This is a genomic window from Streptosporangium amethystogenes subsp. fukuiense (assembly GCF_042665875.1).
Classification (GTDB): Bacteria; Actinomycetota; Actinomycetes; order Streptosporangiales; family Streptosporangiaceae; genus Streptosporangium; species Streptosporangium fukuiense.
On record NZ_JBHTEE010000001.1, the window covers coordinates 1,384,465 to 1,408,846 of the forward strand.

At 67.0% G+C, this 24,382-nt stretch carries 7 protein-coding genes and 1 pseudogene; 2 read left to right on the top strand and 6 right to left on the bottom strand.

What is annotated here, in order from left to right; genetic code table 11:
- Positions 1–156: 156 nt before the first annotated feature.
- Positions 157–354, bottom strand: coding sequence for a hypothetical protein (locus ACFQVD_RS05955; protein ID WP_343977949.1), 198 nt, complete (start codon positions 352–354; stop codon positions 157–159).
- Positions 355–653: 299 nt separating this feature from the next.
- Between ACFQVD_RS05955 and ACFQVD_RS05960 the strand changes: the two genes are divergently transcribed.
- Together ACFQVD_RS05960 and ACFQVD_RS05965 are read left to right on the top strand one after the other, a co-directional pair.
- Positions 654–4,655: an NB-ARC domain-containing protein gene (locus ACFQVD_RS05960; protein ID WP_343977946.1), complete on the top strand. Its 4,002-nt coding sequence runs from the start codon at positions 654–656 to the stop codon at positions 4,653–4,655.
- 281 nt (positions 4,656–4,936) lie between these two features.
- Positions 4,937–5,407 carry a signal peptidase II gene (locus tag ACFQVD_RS05965; RefSeq protein ID WP_343977943.1) on the top strand — a complete coding sequence of 157 codons (471 nt, stop codon included), beginning with the start codon at positions 4,937–4,939 and terminating at the stop codon, positions 5,405–5,407.
- Between the two features lie 158 nt (positions 5,408–5,565).
- On the opposite strand, the gene ACFQVD_RS05970 is transcribed toward ACFQVD_RS05965, so the two are convergent.
- From ACFQVD_RS05970 to ACFQVD_RS05990, 5 genes and pseudogenes are all read right to left on the bottom strand, one after another.
- Positions 5,566–11,688 (bottom strand): DNRLRE domain-containing protein, encoded by a 6,123-nt coding sequence (locus ACFQVD_RS05970; RefSeq protein WP_343977940.1) that lies wholly within the window; start codon positions 11,686–11,688, stop codon positions 5,566–5,568.
- A 2,144-nt stretch (positions 11,689–13,832) separates the two neighbouring features.
- Positions 13,833–17,204: a BTAD domain-containing putative transcriptional regulator gene (locus ACFQVD_RS05975; RefSeq protein WP_343977937.1), complete on the bottom strand. Its 3,372-nt coding sequence runs from the start codon at positions 17,202–17,204 to the stop codon at positions 13,833–13,835.
- Between the two features lie 972 nt (positions 17,205–18,176).
- Complete coding sequence (locus ACFQVD_RS05980) at positions 18,177–23,093, bottom strand: type I polyketide synthase (protein ID WP_386368414.1); 4,917 nt, start codon at positions 23,091–23,093, stop codon at positions 18,177–18,179.
- 151 nt (positions 23,094–23,244) lie between these two features.
- Positions 23,245–23,742 (bottom strand): annotated as a pseudogene (locus ACFQVD_RS05985) (beta-ketoacyl synthase N-terminal-like domain-containing protein); the annotation flags it as partial.
- A gap of 368 nt (positions 23,743–24,110) precedes the next feature.
- Positions 24,111–24,344 (bottom strand): hypothetical protein, encoded by a 234-nt coding sequence (locus ACFQVD_RS05990; RefSeq protein WP_343977931.1) that lies wholly within the window; start codon positions 24,342–24,344, stop codon positions 24,111–24,113.
- Positions 24,345–24,382 lie beyond the last annotated feature (38 nt).

Sequence of the window (24,382 nt, forward strand, 5' to 3'; positions counted from 1 at the left end):
CTTTCAAACAGCTGTGCCGCAAATAGGTACCGGTAAGTGAAGGAACGTTGCGGAGTGCGGTCTAGAGAGGCGACGTCTCGAGGATGTTGCTGTGGGGTGAGTTGAGGGGGTTTGTCGGTCCGAGCCGATCCGGAGAGGTCCGGATCGGCTAAGATCCTAAACCGCTCGGCCGTCGAGTGCGACGGACGCCTTGATTTCGCCCCCTTTTTTATCGACACTAAACATCGATTCGGGCAGGTAGCTTTCTGTGCTCCCCGTGGTCTTATTCGGCGCCGGGAGGAACGGGCGTGGCGAACCGTTGTTCGTGACCTGGAGTCCCTGGTTGCCGGCGATCGCGGCGGGGTAGATGATCATTCCAGGCCCGGTGGACTCGCTGGGTGATCCCAGAAGGGTGACTCGGAGTGGTCATGTCATCGCGAAAAAGATCGTCATTGAATATGAATCGGAATGGCTTGCGTAGACTTTGTGGGCATAGCGTCCCAAAGCGTGCAACCCGACTTTCTGGGTACGCTTTAATTGCCCGAACCTCGGTGATTCAACGCCACGGCAATGGGGAACGGATATCGTGCGTCCAGGGGTCCCGGCGCCCGTCGGGGCAGGGGTCGGCACTGTCGAGGTGATCGTTGGCTCGTCGCACAAAAAAATTCGCCGATATGGCCACGGCGCTTCTGGTAATTGTTGGAATCCTGGTCGGACTGCCGATCGGAATGGTCGGAGAATATTTTCCGGGAACGGTGGCCGAGAACCGGATCACATGGGTCGCGATTTTCGGGTTGACCGCCTTCCTCACGGTCCTGCTGACCCGGCTGACACCGGAACTGATGAAGTCGCGCGCTCGCGGCGGGCTCTTCCAGGTGCCCGACAGAAGGGCGGGATGGGTCCGCAGAACCGAGCTGGACGACGTGGTCTCCACCCTGACGATGAGAGGCTCGGGAACGGTCGGCCTGACCACCGGCATCGCCGGGGCGGGCGGTTTCGGTAAGACGTCCCTGGCCGTGGAGGCGTGCCACAGCGATGAGGTGCGGAAGCGGTTCAAGGGCGGCGTCATCTGGGTCACCGTGGGCCGCGACCGCGCCGGTGTCGACCTCGCGGCGCTGGCCAACGACGTCACGGAGGCCGTGACGGGCACCCGGCCGGAGTTCTCCAGCCCGGAGCAGGCCGGCCACCGGATGGCCGAGATCCTGGCGGAGCGGGGCCGGACGCTGCTGGTGGTCGACGACGTGTGGAGCCTGTCACAGCTGAGCCCCTTCCTGGCCGCGGCGGTGCGGTCCCGGGTGCTGGTGACGACCCGCCTGCCCAGAGCCCTTCCCCCGAACGCGATCGCGATGATCGTCGACGAGATGGCACCGCGAGTGGCCGTCCAGTTGCTGAGCCGTGGGCTGCCGCCGATGAACCCCGGGGCCGTCAACAGCCTGATGGGCCTGACGGGAAGATGGCCGCTGCTACTGGACCTCGTCAACGCGCGCCTGCGTGACGAGTACGGCGGCGGGGTGAACCCCGACGTCGCCGCCCGCCGGGCGGTCGAGCGGCTCGGCCGGGCCGGACCCGCCACCCTGGACGTCACCGTTCCCCGCCAGCGGGAGACCGCGGTGCGCGTGACGGTCGAGCACAGCCTTGAGGCTCTCGGCGTGTTCGACCGCGCCCGCTTCCTCGAGCTGGGGGTCTTTCCGCAGGACGCCGACATACCGGTCGGCATCGTCGAGCTTCTCTGGCGCGCCACCGCCGGACTCACCCCCGAGCAGACCGAGCGCCTCTGCGCGAGGCTGCACGACCTGTCACTGATCAGCAGGCACCGGACGGAGGGAACGGTGTCGTCGGTCACGATCCACGACGTCATCCGGTCACACCTCCGCTCGGAGTACGGGCTGGGGAGAGAGCGCGTCGAGGCGGTCAACCGCGACTTCCTCGACGAGGCCCGCAACCTGATACCCGACGACGACCTCGCGGCGGACGCCGAATGGTGGAGGCTGCCCAGGGAGGTGCCCTACCTCTGGGACCATCTGCTGTTCCACCTCGCCGAGGGGAGAAGGCATCGGGAACTGGAGTCGATCCTGCACGACGTGCGATGGTTCGTCACCCGGGTACGAGCCTTCGGGGTGGCCGCGGCGGAGTCGGATCTGATGCTGTCGACCTCCCGCTCCGTCGCCGGGGTCCGGCAGCTGATCGCCCGGAGCGCACACCTGCTCACCCCCTTCGAATCGGATGCCGTCTCCACCGCGAACCTGCTGGCCCGCCTGTACGCGTTCCCGCCGATGCGGGCGTCGATCGAGCGCTACAGCCAGGAGACCGAGACCTCCTTCCTGAGAGCCCGCTGGCCGCTGCCCGACATCGGCGCCACCTGTCTGCTGGGCGTGCTGACCTCGACGACGAAACGGCTGAGGGACGTATCGATCACACCGGACGGATCGAGATTCGTCGTCCACGGCCGCGATGGTGTGCAGATATGGAAGACCGACGGCACTACCCGGACAACGCTGGCCACTCACCGGAAGCCGGTTCACGAGGTCGCCGCCGCGCCGGACGGTTCGTGGCTGGTGACCCGTTCCGGACGCCGGAGAGTGCAGGTCTGGGGGATCGACGGCACCCAGAGGGCGATCCTGGAGAACGGCGTCGGCAGGCTCGCCGGGATGGTGGCCGCGCCGGACGCCTCGTGGCTGGCGACCCTCTCCGCGCGGGGAAGGGTCGTTCTGTGGAACCCCGAAGGAAGCAGGCGCGCCGTTCTGAAGAGCGGGGTCGGCAGGCTCGCCGGGATGGTGGCCGCGCCGGACGCCTCGTGGCTGGCCACCTTCTCCGCGCGGGGAAGGGTCGTTCTGTGGAACCCCGAAGGAAGGAAGCGCCTGACCCTCAGGAGCCCGGTCAGGGTGAGGACCAAGCCGAGAACCCTGAGGAACACCCTGCTGATGCGCGGCTGGAACCAGGAGAACGAGAAGGTCTCCGGCCGGAACAGGCCGATACGCGAGGTCTCCAAGATGGCCGTCTCGCCGGACGGCGGCTGGCTGGCGACCCTCTCCGGAGACGGGAGCGTGCGCCTGTGGGGAGTCGACGGCGACGAGAGAGCCGTCCTGACGGGACACGTCGGAGCGGCACCCGGGATCCGCATCGCCCCTGACGGCAGCTGGCTGGTCACCTGGACGTCCACCGGCTCGGTCCGGCTGTGGGAGTCCGACGGCAGGCAGCGGGCCGTTCTGACCGGGCATGCCGGGGTGGTACGTCAGGTGGTGATCGCCCCTGACGGCAGCTGGCTGGCGACCCTCTCCGAGGATCGAAACGTGCGGCTGTGGGAGTCCGACGGCAGGCAGCGGGCCGTTCTGACCGGGCATGCCGGGGTGGTACGTCAGGTGGTGATCGCCCCCGACAGCAGCTGGCTGGCGACCCTCTCCGGAGAGCGGAGCGTGCGGTTGTGGGAGTCCGACGGCGGCGAACGGGCAGCCCTGTCCGGGCATGCCGGGGTGGTGCGTCAGGTGGTGATCGCCCCTGACAGCAGTTGGCTGGCCGTCTGCTCGCAGGACGGGGAGGTCCGGATGTGGCAGTCGGAGCGCTCCGGACGGCAGAGTCGCAGGGGCCGGACCGGGATGGTGCGCAAGGTGACCATCTCCCCCGAGGGGAACTGGATCGCCACCCACTCCGGCGACGGCTCGGTGAAGCTCTGGAACGAGGACAGGATAGAAGGGGCGACCCTCACCGTTCCCATCGAGACCAGCCACTACGGCGCGGTCTCGCCGGACAAGACGTGGCTGGCCCTCTGGTCCGGCGATCACGTGATCCGGATACGCGGAGCCGGTGGCCGCAGGAGGGCCATTCCGACAGGGCACACCGGACGTGTGCGGGGAGTGGCGATCGCCCCCGACAGCAGCTGGCTGGCCACCTGGTCGGCGGACCGGACCGTACGGCTCTGGGGTGCGGGCGGCAGCAGGAGGGCGGTGCTGGCCGGTCACACCGGGCCGGTGCGCGAGGTGGTGATCGCCCCCGACAGCAGCTGGCTGGCCACCTGCTCGGAGGACGGCACCGCGCGTATCTGGTGGGCCGACGGCACCGAGCGGGCAGTACTGGTCGCGAACATCCGGGCGACCGCGCACATCCTCATCTCCCCGGACGGTGCCTGGCTCGCGACCCTGTCCATCTACGGAAAAATCCAGCTCTGGAAACCGGACGGCAGCAGGTACGCCACTCTGAAAAGCAGGGTGGAGGCCATAGGAGAGATCACCGTCGCACCCAACGGCAGGTGGTTCGCCATCGTCTCGGTCAACGGGACGGCGGGCCTGTGGGGAGCCGACGGAAAGGCGCGGGCCTCGCTCAAGGGATGTCCGGGAGCGGCCCGGCAGGTGGTGATCGCCCCCGACGGCACCTGGCTGGCCGCCTGCTTCGAGGACGGCACCGCGCGCGTCTGGTCGGCCGGCGGCAGGGATCGGGCGACGCTGTCCGCGAAGTCGGGCAGGATCCGCGGTGTGGCCGTCTCCCCGGACAGCAACCTGCTCGCCACCTGCTCGGACGACGGAACCATCCGGCTGTGGGACAGGTACGGAGAGTCGGCGGGGGCCGGAGCCAGGGTCGAGGCGGGCCTCAACTGCCTGGCCTGGTTCCCCAGCGGCTTCGGCCTGGTCGCCGGAGGAGACCAGGGCCTGTACGGCTTCGACCTCTACCCGCCCCCCGCCTGAACCGAGCGGTCGGGTCGCTGTGTACATGGCGAGCGCGACGGCCACCCTGTCATCGGCCGGCACCCGGTGAACCGTGTCGGCCGGTGTTTCACGGGCCGGACGCAGCCCCCATCTCGGGTGCGAGGCTGACGTCACTCAAGATGGTGCTTCCCGGCCGCGACGCTCTGGGGCAGGGACGCTCCCCATGAATTCGATGCGAGAAAGTCGCAGATTGCGGGGTAAGTGTGTCGGCCGGACGGAATCCGCAGACGGCGAGGGGAGAGCCACGGCTGTACGGTTGGATGATCGTGCTGGCCGCGGTGGTTCTTCTCGCGGACCAGACCTCGAAGGTCTGGGCGATCTCGGCGCTCTCGGACGGCGAACGCATCCCGGTGATCTCACAGCTGATCCAGCTACGACTGCTGTACAACCCCGGTGCCGCGTTCTCGATCGGGGCAGGGGCGACGTGGGTGTTCGCCCTGGCGGCGGCCGTCGCGGTGGTCGGCATCCTGTACACCGGGCGGCGGCTACGCTCGCCCGCCTGGACCGTCGCGCTGGGCGGGCTTCTGGGCGGCGCCTTCTCCCACCTGCTTGACCGCCTCCTGCGTTCCCCCGGGTTCGGCCGGGGGCATGTCGTCGACTTCATCGACTACGGCGGCCTGTTCGTCGGCAACGTCGCCGACATCGCTCTCGTGGGAAGCTGCGCCCTGCTCATGCTGCTCAGCCTGCGTGACGTCCCCCTCGGGGGCATGGCCGACCGGGGGAACGCCTGAACCAGGTCCTCGATACGGCCCTCGGACTTCACCGTTCCGGCCGTGGTTCTTCGGCGAGGCGTCGCTGCGATCTTTACCGCTTATCGTCCAGGGTCCGCCCCGAGCTCTCTGCTTGGTCGGCGAGCTCGGAGCGGACCCATCAAGGGATGCCTATACGGCTACTCCCATCCGTACGCCGTCGCCCTTCTCGGTAGGTAGCGCCGAAGGTTCTCGGCGAATCTTCCCCATGCGGAGAAGGCGAACCCCTTGGCTATGGGGGAGGTGAAGCCGTTCCCGTGTATTTCTGCGTTCGGGCCGTAGGCGTGAATTCTGAGATAGAGGTTCTTCTTGTCTCCAGCCTTCCTGAAGATTTTAAAGCTGATCTTGGAGCCCTTCGGCTCGAAATGCCTGCCCAGTGCGACGAACCTGAAATATGTTTGGCCGATCCCGTGAGTCTTGACAGTCGCGTCGGGACCCCTTTTAATGTCCAGCCTGCATACTTCATTAAGGTGAAGATTCTGGCCGCAGTCGTTTTTGAAGGGGAAGGCTCGATTGAAGTGGGTAAGGATCCACCTCATGGCGTTGGCCGGCCTGAGCTCTGGGCGGTAACCGGCCGGGAACTCATAGGTGTAGCTGAATCTGCCGTCTAGGTCGAGGTTGTTCTGCGGATCTCCGAATCCGTACTCGTAGGCATTTGCGTTGCCCCCTTGGACGGAGTCCACAGACAGGAACCGTCCGGTGGTCGGGTTGTAGAGCCGGACTCCCATGAGGATCAGGCCACCGAGCGCGTCGCTGCTGCGCTGGTGGCTGCCGAGCCAGCCGTAGCGGGTGGGATTCGTGGTGTTCTCGGCCCGGGGGACCCCGTACTCGGTTTGCTCCCAATAACCGCCGAGGGAGGCGGTCGGGGAGTTCGCCGTGGTCGCGACGACATCCCCGTGCAGGTTGGAGAGCTGGAGCGTCACGGTGCCATCGCTCTTCTGAATCGCGGAAAGCCCCGAGGATCCGGTGAGGTTCCGGGTCCAAGCGCCACCCGCTTCAGCGATCCAGGCCGGGCTGTCGCTGCTCCCGAAGTAGTGGTTGACGACCTCGGTGCCGGGGCCGCTCTGCATGGAGTGAATACGGTTGGCAGGATCGATGCTGAACGTCCGGGTCTGGGTGCCCTGCGTAAGCGTGGACACCATGTCGTTGGAGTGGTAGCCGATCTGCAGGTCGGCTCCGCCGCTGACATCGGTGCCCGGAACCGTAAGGGTCCGGCCCAGGTTGTCGTAGGTGTAGCCGGCGGAGTTAAGACGATCCGCGGCGTCGTAGGTGTCGTTCTCGCTGATCGGAGTGGTGCTCGTGGTGCACTCACCGTTGGCGGCGGGACCGTGGGTGGTCTTCGCCGTCCGGTTGGTGTTGACGCTGAAGGCGTAGAGACGCGTGGTGCACTCACCCTGGTAGGTGTCGTAGACCTCGCTCAGCCGTCCGACCTTGTCGTAGCGGTAGTCCACGCGTCCCGCGGGGCCGCTGGACCATGCCTTCTGGCCGTTGAAGAAGGTCCCCGCGCCGAACGAAAGCCATGAGGTGCTGTCTTTTCCGTACGCGCGCTGAGTTTCTTTTCCGGTGGCGTCATAAGTGTGGCCCGCCCATATCTGCGCGAATCCGTACCACTCGCCGATGCTTTGGCCGTCGCCATTGTATGCAAAGGTGACGACGCCGCTGTTGTTGGGAATTCCCATGTCAACTGCGGTGACCAATCCACGGCGTTCTTCCCGGCCGCGGTTGTCGGCGCCGTCATAGGTGTAGGTGTAGGTGCCTTTTCCGTCGTTGAGGGTGGCGACCTGACCGTCCACGTTGTACGTGGTGGTGGCGGTGTTACCTCCGGCATCGGTGTAGGAGATGACCCGGCCGAAGCTGTCATGAGTGGTGGACAGAGTCTTGTCGCCTGCGGATGTGGTTGAAACCAGGCCGTTCTGCTGGTCATAGCCGGCCACAGTGTCCGGAATCGCAGTCCCGCCGTCCTGGGCGGGTGTGACCTGCAGACTGCTGCGGGTCGGTCGGCCTGCCGCGTCGAAGGAGCTCACGGACGTACGAGTGGTCCCACCGGCTGTAGAAGTCACCTTGACCGGCTGGCCGTAGTAACCGTAGGTGAAGGTGGTCGTGGGCAGAGGATTCCCAGTGGGTTGGGCCGCCGGTACGGTCCTGCAGACTTTCCCTGCCCAGTTCGGCTTCAGACCACATGACTGGACCTGTGGATGGGTGCCTGCGGTGTAGTAGTAGGTCAGCGTGGTGCCGGCGTCGGTCCCGCCAGAGGCAGGCATACGCATCTCGATCGTCCGGCCGTCAGAGTCGTACCGGGTGCGTTTGACGATATCGGTGGCGCCGGGCACGACGGTGGTGATGGTCGTCGGCATGGCGAGGTCCCACCCGGACGGGTCAGTGCCCACGATCGGGGCGTATCCGGTCACGGTGGTCTTGGTATCGGCGGCGACCGAGACAGCGGTCCCGTCGATCACGGTCGGGAACACCTTCATCGTCGTGACGATTGGAGCCGGCCCGGGCTTCGGACGGCCTTCGTCGTACGTATAGGTGGTCGTATTGCGCGCCGAGACCGTGGCACCCGAGTCAAGGACCGCACGATGTGCCGGACCGGTCTCGGAAAGTGGTTCGCCGCGGCTGCCGTACTCGGTTACTGATGCGAGCAGGTCTGCGCGCTCCGCGCTCGTGTTGCGACCCCGCACGTAGACGTCGGTCGAATCGGTCGGCACAAGTGCCTGAGCTCGGTTTTCAGCGGACAACGACCAGACCACCTCGCCCGTTGAATTGTGGCGACGAGCCGAGATCTGCCACGCGCCGGCGCCGAACTTCGCGGCGTTGACCGTACGTCCGTTGACATCCTGGTAGGCGATTCTGGCGTATTTCCAGTCACCGGCCTCCGCCCGATAACTTCCGTCACCGTTGCGCGGGGGGACATGGGACGGGGGGAACAGAGCGCTACCTTCGACTGGAAGGTCACTGGTCTGTGCCCAGGTCCCGGTCTGTGTCGCAGACAGGTTGATGGGTGCCGTCTGACCTGCGATGGGCACGTCGTACACAATGGCTTGCCTGATCTCACGATTCTGATCGTCGACGCGTGAGATATGCGCGACCCGGTTCTTGGTCGAGTCGTACTCCAGTGTCCAGGGGGACTGCCCCGGCGGTGTGACCTGGGACAGACGCCCATGACCGTTGTAGTAGTAGGTCGTGAACAGGTTCGGTGAGATCCTCGGATCCCAAGTCTGACGCAGTCGACCGCTTGAGTCATAAAGATAAGAAGCGACCGTAACGGTTCTCATGGAACCGGTCTCGAGGTCGTAGGCCGTGTAATCGATCTTGGATACTTGGCCGTTGACGGCGCCCCAGCCGGAACCCAGGCCCGTCGCGGTGGTGGACGTGGCGTAAGTCAGTGTCAGCGCGACGCAGCCCGGATTAAGAGTGCTCGTGGTGCAGGTGACTCCCTGCGGCGCCGCGCCCAGGATCTTCACCACACGACCGGCTGTATCCCGATGGTAGGTCTGCTCGACCTCATCACCCGGAGCATCGACGCTAGCGGCGGACCAGATTCCATTGACCGCAATGAAGACGGTCTTGACGTCGTCGGGGCTGGTGAACGTGAACTGGGTGGCTGAGTTCTTGACAAGCTCGCCGGTGTCCGCGGCCTCCGCGATGCCAGTGAATTTTCCATTGGCATCTATGACATACGTCGAAATCGAACCATTGGTCTCAACGAGATTCACGTACCCTTCGGCACTGTGATCCTCGAATTTCAGACCGCCGACCCCACCGACCGGGTCGGGGAAAGAGGGGGACCATCCCGGGCCGAACGGGCCCGATGCCACGATCCCCGGGTTAAGCGTGGTGTGACCACGATCAACGGCCAGGCCATTGACATTCACGTCGGTCTGGTCTATGGAGAAGTCTCCGGTATGGAGGGACAACTGGCCCGGCCCGATGTTCCCTACGGCCTGAGAAGCGCCGAAGGACGTCCGTTCGACAATGATCGTGTTGGGGGCGGTACATTCCATGCCACTTGAGTTCCCCGAGTAGCAGGCTTTGACTTCAACGGGTCCGTCACCCTTGCCCCAGCGGGCAAGGGATTTGGTGACGTCCCAATCGAGTTGGGTGAAGTCCTTGCCGGTGTCACTGCGGGTGAACGGCCAGGCAGACAGGTTCTGTCCGGTGCCGGGGACGGTGATGTCCGCCACCGGGATTTCACCCCAGGTGGTCTGGTCATGGTGGGCGGGCCGGTACTTGTAGGTGACCCCGGTCTTGGCAGGGACGGCCGAAGCGGTCAGCGGCGCGAATCGCTGGGTGCGGTCGTCATCGACGGGGGTGACCAGACCGCCGATGCCGACGCCGAAGTGGTACCAGGCGGTTGCCGACAGGTTGCCCAGCCCGTCGTGGGCCTGAGCGTAGATGGCATGCCAGCCGTCCTTTGGTGTGATCCAGAACTCACCGGGCGAGCCGCCGCCGTTGTTGGTGACGGCCTCGGTCGGGTTGGAGTTGTCGATGGACCACTGGTAGCCCTCACCGTCATCGCTGATGGTGTCAACGGTGCATCTGACCTCGTCGGTTCTCGCTGCGTTCCACACCCCGTACTCGTATTCGCACCAGATGGTGGGGGTGTGGGGAACGAACCCGTCGACACGGTGGTCGGAGTAGGAGGTCCAGGCGCTGTAGGTGTGGCCGTCGAAGGCACGAACCCGCCACTTCCACAGCATGGCGTTGGACAGCAGGCCGGGGGGAAGGGTGACAGCGGCCTCTTGACCGGAGGGGACGAAGGAGCTTGACCGCGACCACAGCGGCGTCCCGTCCGCCTTGACCGCCTCGAAGTCCAGGCGGACGGCCCCGCTCTCGGGATCGGTGGCGACGGCCAGCAGTTCGGGATTGGTGCCGCTGTAGTTCGTGTTGTTCCAAACCTTGTACGGGGTCAGAGCCAGGCCCGTCGGCGTGGCCGGTGCGGTGTTGTAGGTGACCTGCAGCGCGGGTGGGTTGGTGTTCTCCGAGGAGGTGAACACCCGGAACCCGGTCGGGTCGGTCTCCGGTGTGGCCTGGAGCGCGAGGCCGTGGTTGGGCTGGCCGTCGGCCCATGCCTGGGCGATGGCGGTGGCGTCGAACGGCATCACCCCGGAGGGGCAGGAGGAGTCGAAGCCGTGGGAGTCGGTGGAGACGGCGGCGCCGTCGGCGGTGGTGGTCGGCTGGGTGTTCCAGGTGACGGTCGAGGCCGACCAGCTGGAGGTGGCCCGGCGGATCTGCACGCCGGCTCCGGTGTCGGCACACTGCTTGGCGTAGAGGTTGCGCATGTTCAGCTTCGCCGACAGGATCTTCTTACCCGTCAGCGCGGAGGCGTCGAACTTGACGAGCCCGCGCCACGGCATGTTGGTCCACGACCCGACGTCCATCGTCGCAGCCGAGCCGTAGTTGGTGTTGGGTTCCAAGGAGTAGACGGCGGCGTCGGCGACGGGAGCCAGGTTGAGGGTCGGGTCGACCGTCACCGGGTACTGCGTGGCCGGGTCGGCCAGGAACCCCGCGTCCGGCTTCAGCACCAGGACCTGGCCGTCCTGGCCGGTCTCCACCTTGGTGGACATCTTGGCGCTGCGGCCTTCCGCCGCGGGGCTCAGCGCCGCCTTGCCCGCGCCGGCCTCCCACATGCGAGGCGTCGGTCCGGAGGCGACCTTGCGGTCCTTGCCGTCGGTCACGGTGAGGCCGCCGTGCTTGGCCTGAGCCAGCTTCAGGCCCTTGGTCTTGATCGGTAATCGCAGCTCCAGTGGCCCCGTCGGGCGCTCACGCAGGACCAGGTCGTAGCGCAGACCACTCTTGAGCGCCTGTACGACCAGGTCACCGCCGGGCACGGCATCCTTGAACGTGGCGGTGTTCCCCGAGACTTCGGGTTCGCCGAGTTCGGAGGGCCAGGAGACCGACAGAGACTTGTCGTCCTGCTCCAGTGTGGCGAAGGGGTCCTTCCCGCCGGTGGCGGAGATCCCGACTTCTGCCGGGCCGGCCTTGGGCCGCAGCACCTTGCCGTCGGCCACCAGGCTCAGATCGATCGGGACCAGATCACCCATGTCGTTGCGGACCCGGACCGGGCCGGAGAACACCTCCGTGGTCAGCGTCCCATCCGGGTTCGCCCATGTGCTGGACGTCTCGGTCCGCTCACCGGTGATCTCCACCCGGGACTTCTGCTGACGTGCCGTCAGTACCGCCGACACTCGATCCGGCCGTTCGGCCGTCAGCTGATCAGCCTTCGGCTTCGGATCCGCAGCGGCAGGGGGTGCCTGGGGCACTCCTGACAGTAGTGACAGGCCGACGGATAACGCGGTGGCCTGAACGATGAACCGGAACCCAGGTCGGCGAGACGGGCGTCTCACGGGTGGGTTCCCGCGCGCGTTTTGCGTCATTCCATACCTCGAAACGGTCAAGGAATAAAAATTCTCTAAATAGATATTGGGGAAACCGGAAATCCGCAAGATCAATATTCTGTTACGGGTGATCAATTAGGATGACTGTGAGATGTGGGATATCCCTGCGGGCTGGGCAATCATGCGGGAATCGGCCGAGCCGAGCCAAAGGGCGAGATCAAATCGATGCAGAACGTTCTGATCGTCTGGATGGACAAGTGGCTCGCTGATGGATTCACAGCACAGCCGAGCGGTCTTGGTGAGGGGTCGGCTACCCCGGTCCCCGAATACGGGTTGCCGTTGGAAACGCGTGGCCGTGAACGAAAATGGTTGATCTCCGGCGGCAGGGCCCCGGCAAGTTCTCGATTTAACCTGTTCTGCTCCCATGGCGAGCATGACCACATCGGCCTGTCGTGCCTGGTCGGCGACCGGTGCCGCGATGTGGACCTCAGTGCGAACCGGGAGGAATCCCTAACTTGCCGGGGTCCTGGGCTTGATATGGTCCCTTGATGCTCTACCCGGAAACATGTTCCGTCTGCGCTGCACGTCTAGATGATTTTCGGGCGCATCGCGTGACCACATTGATTCTGCGTGTATGTGGTTCAGGGGGTTGTGTCGTTGTTCACCCATCCCATGGTATGATCCGGGGCGCGTGCCAGGATCTCAATATGTTCGTTGTCCGGTGCGGGCACGCCGTGCAGTAGGGGTGAACCTGGTCCTGTGTCGATGGACGCCAGGATCATCTTCTTTTTGTTGAAACTTTTTCCTGCCGTCTTCGCTTTCCGGGTGCCCGTGCAGATGTCTCCGTAATTAGAATGGAAAAAACCGTTCGGTCAACGAGTTGAATTCTTAGTGTATCTACCAAATTGACGGATCAACATACCGCCTGAATCTGATCCTTTCTGCACCCCTGGCGGTAGGCCGTCTACAACTTCTGTGGTACATGAACCGGGACTTTTGGTCTCGGATGCCGACCTTGAGTGGTCAGGGTCACGACGCGTCGAGGATCAGGCCGGTTCCGGCGCTGAAGCCGTTCAACGGCGTCAGCCGGTACTGCAGGGTCGAAGCTCTCCGGTCGGTGAGACGGTCGCGTCCCTGGGACGGGTGGGTGGTTAGGGCGCCCCGGTGCGGATCAGGTGGCCGTCACGCTCATCGGCGGTCAGCCGGTCTCCGAGCACATGGGACTGGGGCGCACAGCACCAGCCGCCACTTCCGCCCTCCTTGCGTCGTTCGAATCGTTGATGGCGGTGCGGCGGCCTTCACCGGGCCGTCCGTGAGCAGCGGGCGGTTACGACACGTCATCTTGCCGTCACGGGCCTGTGGGCCTTCGGCAAGCTCGCTGCAATCGAGGCCAAGCGACCCACAAGCGCGACCGGTGATGATCGGCGACCGACGTCCCCCAGCCGTGCCCGGAAGGCGCGACCATAGTCATGGAGTCACTCCTGTGCACTGGTTATTCAGCCGTGCCTCCGCTCAGCGGATCACACTTCCCCTGCTCGTCATGGCGATGGGCTCTCTGGCTGGCGCCGGTGCCGGAGAAGGCCTCTGGCCCGGGTCTGCCGGGGCTGGCCGAGGGGGTCGGCAAGAACTCGGCCGCGAATGCCGCGGGTGCTGGGGCGACCGTGACGGCTGCGGATGCGGATGCGGGTGGTGGGTCTTCGGTGTTCGCCGCGTCGCCGCAGGCCGGGGCGCGGAAGCTGGAGATCACCACGGTCGATTCCGGCAAGCCGGCCTGGCACCGACCGGCTGCTGGTCAGGGTCTGGAAGAAGAACGGAGAACTCATCCACGACGACAGCGCCTCGCTCTCACCGGTGAGCGGCGTCATCCGCGTCAGCGGCTGAACCCGACACGTTCGCGGGCCTCGGACCCCCGCCCGAGGCCCGCGAACAGACCAGCTCAAACCCCACCCACCCGCGAAGCGGACCAACAGCCACCGAAACGGTGCGCTGATCCCGTCCGTTCAGTGCACGGACGGAATCTGTCGCCGCCGTGTCGCGTCATCGAGCCGATGAGGAGATCAATAATGAGGTCAGCGGGTCTCAGCTGGAGTATCAAGGTGCGTGGGGAAAGGTTTCACGAAACTTGCCGACCTTGCCCGGTCCCGCCACCACGTGAGCCCGTTCCGGCCTGCCAGCCGGGCCACCTTCTCAAGATGCTGAGACGCGGTGTCGTTGTCACCCATGGCGGAGGCGAGCAGGGCCAGGTACCAGTCGACAGGCCCCATGCAGAGCACCGCCGAAACCGTTGAAATCCGCTCGGAATACGGCAGCAGCGCCGAGTAGGTCACCTGGCAGGCCGGCAGGTCACCAACGGCGGCCTGGGCCGCGCCTTGCAGGCAGGTCGCGGAGAGCCATGACCAGTCCAGAGGAGGTGCCGGCCAGCCGTTCGCGGCCAAGGCCTGGGCCTCCTCCGGGCGGCCCTGTGCGCACAATTGCAGCACCCGGGCATCGTGATCCACACTGGGATGAGCACCGGTGATCGCGTCGATCGGCGGCCCTGCCTCCGTCATGGTGCCCCGGTGATAGTGAAGCATGAGACGCCCGATCGCCACCGCGCCGCTCGCATACCAGTAGCCGATTCGGGTGGCCTGGCGTTCTGCCTCGTCGTACAGGATTTCGGCGTCGTCGAACCGGCCAGCCAGAACGAGCCGGTTGATCCGCCATATGGTGTGCTGAAAGCGCGGCCATGGCAATGACAGCCGTTCCAGCATGGCGTCGCAGCGGGCGGCGGCCGCGTCCGCACCGGCCAGGTCGAACAGCTCCAACCGGTGGTGGGTGAACATCATCTGGGCGAGTAGTTCGAATTCCGGCATCCGGGTGCGCAGTGCGAGCTCGTGCAATTCCTCGGTGAGCTCCAGCAACTCTGGGATATGCAACGGCTGAGGCAACGATAGGTGCCGGGCGTTGAGCATCCGCATCAGCAGGTACGGCTCGCCCAGCCGACGAGCGATCGCCACGGCCTCAGCGGAAAAGGTGTAACCGCGTGGGTCATCGGTCCCGTACAGCTCCTGTGCCAGTCCGCCCAGGAGCAGGGCTCGCTCGTGGCCGTCGGCCTCGGGCAGCGCTCGCAGCGCGGCCTCGAACCGATCCACCAGCCGCAACTCCGTCGCGCTGTACGGGTCACGCAGTGTCCAGATCGCCGGGGCGTCCAGTGCGGTGAGGGCGCGGGCGGTCAGCTCCGAGCTCGCTCCGGCTCGGTCGGCGGCACGCACGGCCTCCGAGCGGGCCTGTCGCGCACCGATCGCGTCCCCTGCCTCCAACAGCGCACGGACATGCCGTAGCAGCAGCTCCACGTGCTCTACCGGGTCACCCGCGCAGGCGCCGTGCGCGGCGACCGCCCGGCCCCACCAGACAGCCGCTTCCTCGTAGGCCAGGCGCAGGCTCACCTGTTCGGCGGCGGCGGTCGCCCAGCGTGTGGCATCGGCGTACGCGGCCGGGCCGGCCTCCACCGCGTGATGAGCGATGACAGTGATGTCCACGCCTGGCCGGGAGGACAGGGCGGTCATGACCGCCTGGTGGGTGACCGCCTTGCGCAGCGGCGGGATCTCGTGGACGAGGGTCTCCCAGACCAGGTCGTGCGCGAACGCCATGGAACCCTCACCTGGAACGATCAACCCGGCCTGGGCGGCCCGATCCAGCGCGTCGTAGACCTCCACCCACCCGATCTCAGATGCCTCGCACACCTCGGCGACCACGCCCGGGTCGAAGTTCCGGCCGATCAGTGCGGCGACACCCAGAACCTCACCGGCCCGCGCACCCAGTCTGCTCAGCCACCAGCGGATCAGGTCGGCCACCGCCTCGGGAACTGCGCCCAGATCTCGTCCCTGGGCCAGCAGCCGAGCGCTTTCCCGCACGAAGAAGGGGTTGCCGCCGGTCCGCTCGGACAGGCGCTCGGCGGAGGACTCGTTCAGCTCAACGCCCATAGCCGAAGCGACCGCCCGCACGTCCTCCACCCCCAGGCCGGTCAGCCGGATGCGAAGCAAGTCATACCGGGCGAGATGGCCCAGCAAACCATCTAATGAGAGACGGAACGAGCCACCGGGAAGTGCTGTGCCATGGATCGCCGTCTCATGGAAAGCCGTCTCGCGGAATGCGGCGACCAGCGTCAGCGGGACGTTCGCCGTCTCGCTGCCCACCAGCATGGCGACATCTCTGAGCAGTTCGAGTGAGGCCGGGTCGGCCCAGTGCAGGTCGTCAAGAACGATCACCAATGGCTGGGTCTGTGCGGTCGCGGCGAGCCAACGGGCGATGGTTTGGTTGCGGTGGAGCAGCGCCGTCTCAGTGGAGCCGCTGGGCATCTTTTCATCGAGGAGTCCGGCCAGCGCCTGACGGTCCGGTGGCGGCCAGATCTCATCCAGCGCGCGCAGCACCTGCAGCCACGGCCACAGGGCCGGGGTTCCCTCCACACTGTGGCAGTTGCCCCACAGCACCACATAACCGAGGCTGGCGCACTGGTCGCGAAACGCCTCCAACAGCCGGGTCTTGCCGATGCCGGGCTCACCGCTCACCGCTGCGATGGTTACGCCGTCCCGGCCCGCACGTATTGGCAGCATCTTCAACTCCGAAAGCTGCCGCTCCCGGCCGACAAGGAGTCGCGGTGGCGACTGCGGCGGTATGGGTACCGACACCGCGGTGGCGGTCAAGGGCGGGATTGTCAGGGAGTCGGAGTGCCGGAGGATGTCCTCCTCCAACGCCCTTAGTTCCGGGCCGGGGTCGAGGCCGAGCTGTTCGGTGAGCAGGTCCCTGGCACGGCGGAGTACGGCGAGCGCGTCGGCTTGCCGCCCGGTGCGGTACAAGGCTACGGCCAGCAGACACCACAGCCGCTCGCGTAGCGGGTGCGCGAGCGCCTCGGTCTCCAGATGGGTGATCACTGCCTGTGGGCGGCCGAGGTCCAGCAGGGCCTGGGCGCGCCGCTCGATCGCGACCAGGCGCAACTCGCGAAGGCGGCTGACATCCGCGATGGCCCAGGTCTCATCGGCGAATTCGCCGTACGGCTGGCCGCGCCAGAGCCGCAACGCCTTGTCCAGGGAGACGAGCACCTCGCCGGGAGGACATGACTCCGAGCGGGTGACCAGTTCGGTGAACCGGATCGCGTCGACGTTCGTGGTGGCGAGCAGGTATCCGGGAGGCCGTCCGATGAGCAGCAGGGGAGGGGTGCGGGGGTTGCGGCCGGGCTCAATGGCCCGGCGGAGATTCGATACATACGAGTGCAAGCTGGACAGGGCACTGGGCGGAGGCGCCCCGCCGTACAGGTCATCGATCAACGTGTCCGCGGATACGACCACTCCCTGCGCGAGCAGTAGCCGGGCCAGCACCGCACGCGGGCGCGGGCCGCCGAGATCGACCTGGACCCCGTCATCGTTGTAGGCCCCCACCAGGCCGAGAACCCGAAACTCCACCATTACCACCTACGATCTCAGTGGGCATGTCGCCACGAGGATGTCCATGGGTTCGTGAAACCCGATGAACGGCGGCCCCTGCGCCTTGCTGGGGACTCTGCTTCCTTGTTTCACATCGAGTGCCTTCTGGGGAAGAAAGCTCTGTGACATCCGATGCATAGTGACTGCCTGCTCTGCCGTAGCTCGCCCCTCGTAGCGTGATGCCGAATCCACCGAAATCCGATACCTGCATCTTAGGGGGTATGTGTCGTGGATCACGAAGCCGATTTTCGGAGCCGGAACTGATCGGTGCGACGTCAATGGTGACCGCCGGTCTCACGGAGAGTACGCCCAGGTGACGGCGGCCATGAGAAGCCATCCGTGCGGAGCCGGTGCACATGCGGATCGTCGATGGGGAACGCGCAACGCGCCGGACGGTGGCAGGGGGAAGCCGACCGCACACCCAGGGCGGCACGACGGCACCTCTCACCGCGATCACCGCCGCGCGTAACGGAAAGATCGCGGAATGTTGATCTCGGGCATTCTCGGCAACGCCTTCGTGCCCGCCCGACCGGAAGTGAAAAAGACGTCATGTGCTGTCACGACGGCACGGCTCGGTCATGCCTTGCCGTAGCCGGCAGGGGGTCACTCTCCTGGAGAGTCGATCGTGCTCACGATCACACCGCCCGGAGTCGCGGGGAGACGCCAAACGCTCGTGCAGCCGATGTGTGATCCGGCCGTAAGGCGGGGCGATTGGCGGTGAAGTGACGACTTCCGCCAGGAAGAACGCTCATGTCGTAAGGTGTGGGCTGCCCAGGGGGCGCGCTCCCCAAAGCACACTCGCAGGTAACGGCAAGTAGTGGTGACTGCTCGCCCGCCCTGAGCAGGCGGGCGAGCAGGACGAGGACTCCGCCAGATCCATCAGGCAAGGCGGAGTCCGTCATGTGGTGGGGTACGTGATGTCAGATCAACCGCCGTCTCCTCCCGGAGTCATTTCTACTGTCCGCCGGAGTTCGTGACCGCGGGGCCTCCTGCCGTCAAGCGATCGGAGTCGCTTGGAACGGCTTCGGATTCCTTCAGGTGGGTGAGGGCGACGGTGGCGAGATCGCTGATCGTGCGGCGTTGCAGGAAGACCGCCACCGGCAGGGTGACGCCGAGGTCGGCCGCGATCCGGTTGCGCAGCTGAACTGTCATGAGGGAGTCGAGGCCCAGGCGGTGCGGGCGCTGCGCCGGGTCGACCTTCTCCCGGGGGAGCTGGACGATGGCCGCGACCTGCGTGCACAGGTACGCCGTGATGAGCTGTTCGGCCTGCTCGTCGCCGAGACCGGCAAGGGTGGCCGGTGCGAGCTCCGCCATGGGGGCGGCGCCCCCCGGACCGTCTTCCAGAAGGTGCCGCAGGAGGGACGAGGTGCGCAGGGTGGGGAAGTAGTGGGTCCAGGCGGTGGGGTCGAACGACATGACGGACGCCTGGGCATGCGGGGAGGGGAGCAGGCGGCCGAGGACGGTCAGGCCCTCGGCGGGAGCGAAGCCGGCGAAGCCGCGCTCGTTCAGCCGGAGGTCCTTGCTCGCCTTGGCGACCTGTCCGGTGGCGGACCACTGTCCCCAGTTGACGGTCAGGGCCGGGAGCCCGTTGGCCCGCCGGTGCCAGGCCAGCCCGTCCTGGTAGCCGTTGGCCGCGGCATAGTTGCCCTGCCCGGGCGAGCCGATCACCGAAGCCGCGGACGAGTAGAGGAGAAAGAAGTCGAGGGGCAGGTGGCGGGTGAGTTCGTGCAGGTGCCAGGACCCGTGGACCTTGGGAGGCATGGGAGCGAGGAACCGGGTACGGTCCAGCTGTGCCAACGTCCCGTCGTCGAGGACGACGGTGGAGTTGACGACTCCTCGCAGGGGAGGCATGCGCCGGGCGATGTCGTCGAGGAGATCTGCCACCGCTGCCCGGGACGCTATGTTCGCCGTGGTGATGCGCACCTGCGCGCCGGCGGACCGCATCGCGGCGATCCGGTCCGTCACGCTCTCCGAAGCGCCGCTGCGGCTGACCAGGACGAGATGGCGCGCGCCGTTCTTGACGAGCCACTCCGCGGTGAGCAGCCCGACCCCGCCGCAGCCGCCGGCGATCAGGTAGGTCCCATCCGGCCGTACGGGGACCGGGCTCGCGGAGGCAAGCGGTCGGCGGCGGAGCCGCGTGGTGTATCTGCGACCGTCCCGCAGGGCGATCTCCGTCTCGGTCCCGTCGTTCCTGATCTCGGCTGAGAGGGCACGGAGAATGCCGGAGTCCGGGTCCTCGGGAAGGTCGATCATTGAGCAGCGCAGTTCGGGATGCTCATAGGGGATCACCCGGCCGATGCCCCACACGGCGGTCTCCGCGGGGTTGACGTCACCGGTACCGTCCGGAGTCTGGGCGGTGGTGGTGACCAGCCAGAGCCGGGGAGCAACCTGCTGATCACTCGTGAGCGCCTTGACCAACGCGAGTACCTCGTAGGAGCGCTCCAGCGCGTCCGGTCCGGTCACCTCCTCGACAGGGCGCGCGGTGGACAGGCGCACGACGGCTCTCGGGGGCCACGCCCCGCTCTCCGCCTGCTCCTTGATGAGCATCGTCCAGTCCTCGGTGGAGGCGAGGTCGAGCACGCACCGTTGAGGGTCGAGCCTCTGGTAGCCGGCACCCGGCTGGACCAGCAGCGCCTCGCCGCCGGCGGCCGCCAGCGAGGCGCACAGTTCGGCGCCGAGGGGGGAGTCGCTCACCACCAGCCAGGGAGACCGCTCGGGTGCGGGGTCGGTGAGAGGCTCCAGTTCCGTCCACTCGACGCCGTACAGCAGACGGCCGGCCTTTCGCTCGACGACCTCGGAAGGCTCCTCGCGCAGCCGCTTGATCTGGAACCCGTCGATGGAGGCGAGCAGGCGCCCCTCGTCGTCGCTGATCAGCACGTCGAATTCGACCAGGTCGGGCTCTTGTACGGCTGATGTCCGCACGGCGGTCGACCACAGGCGAGTGCCTGCTTGTGTGCGTGCGTGCACGCGGCAACGACCGGTGCGCACCGGCAGGTAAGTGTCCTGTACGGCCCGAGTGCTGTCGAGCAGGGCCATCACCGGTTGAAGGGCCGAGTCGAGCAGCGCCGGATGAAACAGGTAGCGGTGCAGGTCGGCGGCGATGCCGACATCGACTCGCAGTTCGGCGGCCACCGCCGTGTGCGTGCGGTGGAGCGCGACGATCGACTGGAAGGGGCCGGTCTGCTCGATGCCGCGACGGCGCAGCGCGGCGTAGTGCTCCGCCACGTTGACTGTCTGCGGATAACAGGTCAGGTCGGGACTGCTCCTCCAGGGGGCCTCACCAGCGGAACTGTCGGGACGTAGAACGGCTGTTGCGATCGGGGTCCATTCGGTCGTCCCGCTGCCGGTAATCTCGGCGAGGTAACACGTCCAGCGGCGGCCCTGGTCGTCCTCATCCGGCTCGAGGCGGGCCTGGAGGCGCTGGGGCGTTCCGGAGGTCAAGAACACGGCGCGTTCCAGGTGAAGCTCCTCCAGGGCGAAGGAGCGGTCGCCGTACACTTCCGCACCGGCGGCCAGGGCGAGCTCGTGGTAGGCGGTGCCGGACAGCATGGGCATCTCATGGACGCGGTGGTGGCTGAGGTAGGGCAGCCGCTCCTCGTCGAGGTCGAAGTCCCACACCAGGGTGCCGGCGGGGGCCAGCGTGAGGCCGGTGCCGATGATCGGGTGCCCGCCGCCGTCCCCGACGGCCCCGGTCCGCCTGACCGGTTCCCTCCAGTAACGCTCGCGCTGCCAGGGGTAGGAGGGCAGGGGGATGTGGGGTCCACGGTCGGGCTGCATCCGGGGGAAGTCGATCGTCCGCCCCTTGACGTACAGCTCGGCCGCGGCTTCCAGAAGGGCGGTGCGACCGGGCGTGTCGCGGGCGAGCACGGTGACGACCACCCCGTCCTCGCCGGCGTGGCGCAGGTTCTGCTGGATGGCCCGGGCGAGCAGCGGGTTGGGGCTGAACTCCGTGAAGGTGTCGAACCCCGCCTCCACCAGATGCTGGACGGCGTCCGCGAACAGCACCGGCTCGCGAAGGTTGTCCGCCCAGTACGCCGCGTTCATCTCGGGCCCGTCCAGGAGGCGGCCGGTGACCGTGGAACACAGCGGGACGTCGCCCCACCGGGGACGCAGAGGGGCGAGCAGTTCGAGGAGCGGTTCGCGGAGGGGGTCCATCTGCGGGCTGTGCGAGGCGATGTCCACCTGTACACGGCGCCCGAAGACGCCTTCGGCGTCAAGGTCGCGGAGGATGGCGTCGATCTCCTCGGGCTCGCCGGCGAGCACGCAGGAGACCGGGGAGTTGCTCACCGCCAGGACCGTGGTTCCGCGCCGCTTCATGATCAGCTCCTGGGCGCGTTCGGACGACAGCTCGACCGCGGCCATCGCCCCCCGTCCGCTGGTGGCCCGGATGAGCCGGCTGCGGCCGCAGATGATCCGCGCGGCGTCGTCGAGATCGAGGATTCCGGCCACGTGTGCGGCCGCCACCTCTCCCATCGAGTGCCCGACCACGGCGTCCGGTTCGAACCCCCACGACCGCCACAGGCGGGCGAGCGCGACCTGCACCGCGAAGATCGTCGGCTGGGCCACATCGATCTCGGCAAGGCGGGAGGTATCCGGGGCGGCGTTAAGCTCGGCGGTCAACGACCAGTCGACGTAGGGGCGCATGGCGTTCTCACAATCGGCGATCGCCGCGGCGAAGACCGGCTCCTCGTCGAGCAGGTCGCGACCCATGCCGGCCCACTGCGCCCCCTGGCCCGGGAACACCCATGCCGTCCGGTGCGGGGTGCCGGGATCGCGGACGTCATCGGCCTCGCCGACGTACACGCCCTCCGCGTGGCCGTTCGCGGCGAAAGCGTCCAGTCTGGCGGCGGCCTCCTCGCTCGTGCCGGCGACGACCGCCAGCCGCTGGTCGTGGTGGCTGCGCCGTGCTCCCGCCGCGCCGGCGATCTGGTGCAGCGAGAAGGGGAGCAGGTCCCGGTAGCGCGCGGCGAGCGCGCTGAGCGCGGAGGGGGTACGCGCCGAGATCGGCAGCAGCACCGCGCGGTCGCCGTCCTCGTGCCGCTCCTCCGGCCGGTTCCACTCGTCCGGCCGCGAGGCGGAGGGCGGCTCCTCGACGACGATGTGCACATTCGTGCCGGTGATGCCGAAGCTGCTGACCCCGGCCCTGCGGGGGCCGCCCACCTGTGGCCAGGGCTGTCCCTGGTCGCACACCCGCACCCGGATCTCGTTCCAGGGAATGGAGGGGTTGGGCGAGGTGAAGTTGAGGCTGGCCGGGAGCCACCCGTGCCGCACGCACAGCACGGTTTTGATCAGTCCGGTGATACCGGCGGCGCCCTCGGTGTGGCCGAGGTTGGTCTTCACCGAGCCCACGAGAAGCGGCCGGTCCTCGGGCCGCCCCTGCCCGAGTACCCCGTCCAGTGCGGCGATCTCCACCGGGTCGCCGGCGCTGGTGCCGGTACCGTGGGCCTCCACGTACGCGACGCTCGCCGGGTCCACCCCGGCGTCCCGGTAGGCCGCTTTCAGGGCCGCCTGCTGTCCAGGGACCTGGGGGGTCATGAAACTGTCCGAGTGCCCGTCGTTGCTGGCGGCGGCCCCGCGGATCAGGGCGTGGATCCTGTCCCCGTCGGCCAGCGCTCGAGAGAGGGTCTTGAGCACGACGATGCCCGCACCTTCGCTGCGGACGTAGCCGTTGGCGCGGGCGTCGAACGCCTTGCACTGGCCGTCCAGGGCCATCATCGCGCCCTGGGAGAATCCAATACCGTGGTCGGGGGTGAGGATGGCGTTGACGCCGCCGGCGAAGGCGAGGTCGCACGTCCCCGTGCGGAGTGACTGGACGGCGAGCTGGATGGCGACCAGTGAGGAGGAGCAGGCGGCGTCGAGCGCCACGCTCATCCCCTTGAGGTTCAGGGCGTGGGAGATGCGGCCGGCGTTGCCCCCCCCGGGTGCTTCCCGCGACCGTGTGCACGTCGAGCTCTTCGAGTACCCCCGACTGCCGGTCCCAGTAGTCACTGGTGATCACTCCCATGAAGACCGCGCCGGTCAGCTCCGGCATCCGTTCCAGCACGAGACCGGCGTCCTCGAAGGCCTCCCAGGCCACCTCCATCACCATGCGGTGCTGGGGGTCCATCGCCGCGGCCTCACGGGGGGAGATTCCGAAGAACTCGGCGTCGAACTCGTCGATACCGGAGACGAAACCGCCGTACTTGGAGGCGATCTTGCCCGGTACGCCGGACACGGGGTGATAGACCTCCTCGACCGGGAACCGGCCGGATGGGATCTCGGAGATCGTGTTCTCACTGCGGCACAGCAGCTCCCACAGTTCTTCCGGGGAGTTGGCGCCGGGCAGCCGGCAAGCCATCCCCACGACGGCGATCGGCTCTGGCGAGGACGTGGTTTCGTGGTTCAAGCTCATTGCGGTGTTCCTGTCACTGCTTTTGGGCGGAAGGCCGGGAACTCCGCGCCCCTGCCTGAGCGAGCAGCGCGGAGTCACTGCGGCCGGAGAAGAGGCCGCGCGTCTTCGCAGCCTGCTGTTCCAGCGCATCGAACGATGGCGGTCGTCACTTGCCGCCGACTTGTGGACCCCCTTGCCGCCGGCTTGGGTTTGCGTCCCGAGATGACGCCGGGCCGGCCGCGGCCGGCCCGGGTAAGGGTGTGGTGAGGGAGCCGACCAGCGCGGCGATCAGGGGAAGTGCGGATCCGCTGAGCGGAGGCACGACTGAATAACCAGTGCACAGGAGTGACTCCGTGACTATGGTCGTGCCTTCCGGGCACGGCTGGGGGATGTCGGTCGCCGATCATGACCGGTCGCGCTTGTGGGTCGCTTGGCCTCGATTGCAGCGAGCTTGCCGAAGGCCCACAGCACCGCCGTGGTCACCTGCCGGTACCGCGAGCCGAACCGCGACATCGTGCTCAGGGCGTACTACGCCGCCCTGACGAGCCGAACCAGCAGAGCGGGAGCCACGCCGTGACCAGGCGCAGCCGGTGTGCGATGAGGAACGTGGCCGCGATCGGAAATGCCATGCCGGCGACGGTGTCGGGAATCGCCGGCGGCACTGGGCGCCACGCCGGGAGAAGCGCGAAGGTGACGACGAGCGAGAGCAGCACCGGCGCCGTGGATGTGAGGGCCGACACGGTAACGGTCACGCGCCATACCGTAACTCCCGTTCAGATCGCCATGGCGG

Bases quoted from the DNA above. Each gene is read 5' to 3' on its own strand.
- ACFQVD_RS05955 (WP_343977949.1), bottom strand. From the start codon at position 354: ATGATCATCTACCCCGCCGCGATCGCCGGCAACCAGGGACTCCAGGTC.
- ACFQVD_RS05960 (WP_343977946.1), top strand. From the start codon at position 654: ATGGCCACGGCGCTTCTGGTAATTGTTGGAATCCTGGTCGGACTGCCG.
- ACFQVD_RS05965 (WP_343977943.1), top strand. From the start codon at position 4,937: ATGATCGTGCTGGCCGCGGTGGTTCTTCTCGCGGACCAGACCTCGAAG.
- ACFQVD_RS05975 (WP_343977937.1), bottom strand. From the start codon at position 17,204: ATGGTGGAGTTTCGGGTTCTCGGCCTGGTGGGGGCCTACAACGATGAC.
- ACFQVD_RS05980 (WP_386368414.1), bottom strand. From the start codon at position 23,093: ATGAGCGTGGCGCTCGACGCCGCCTGCTCCTCCTCACTGGTCGCCATC.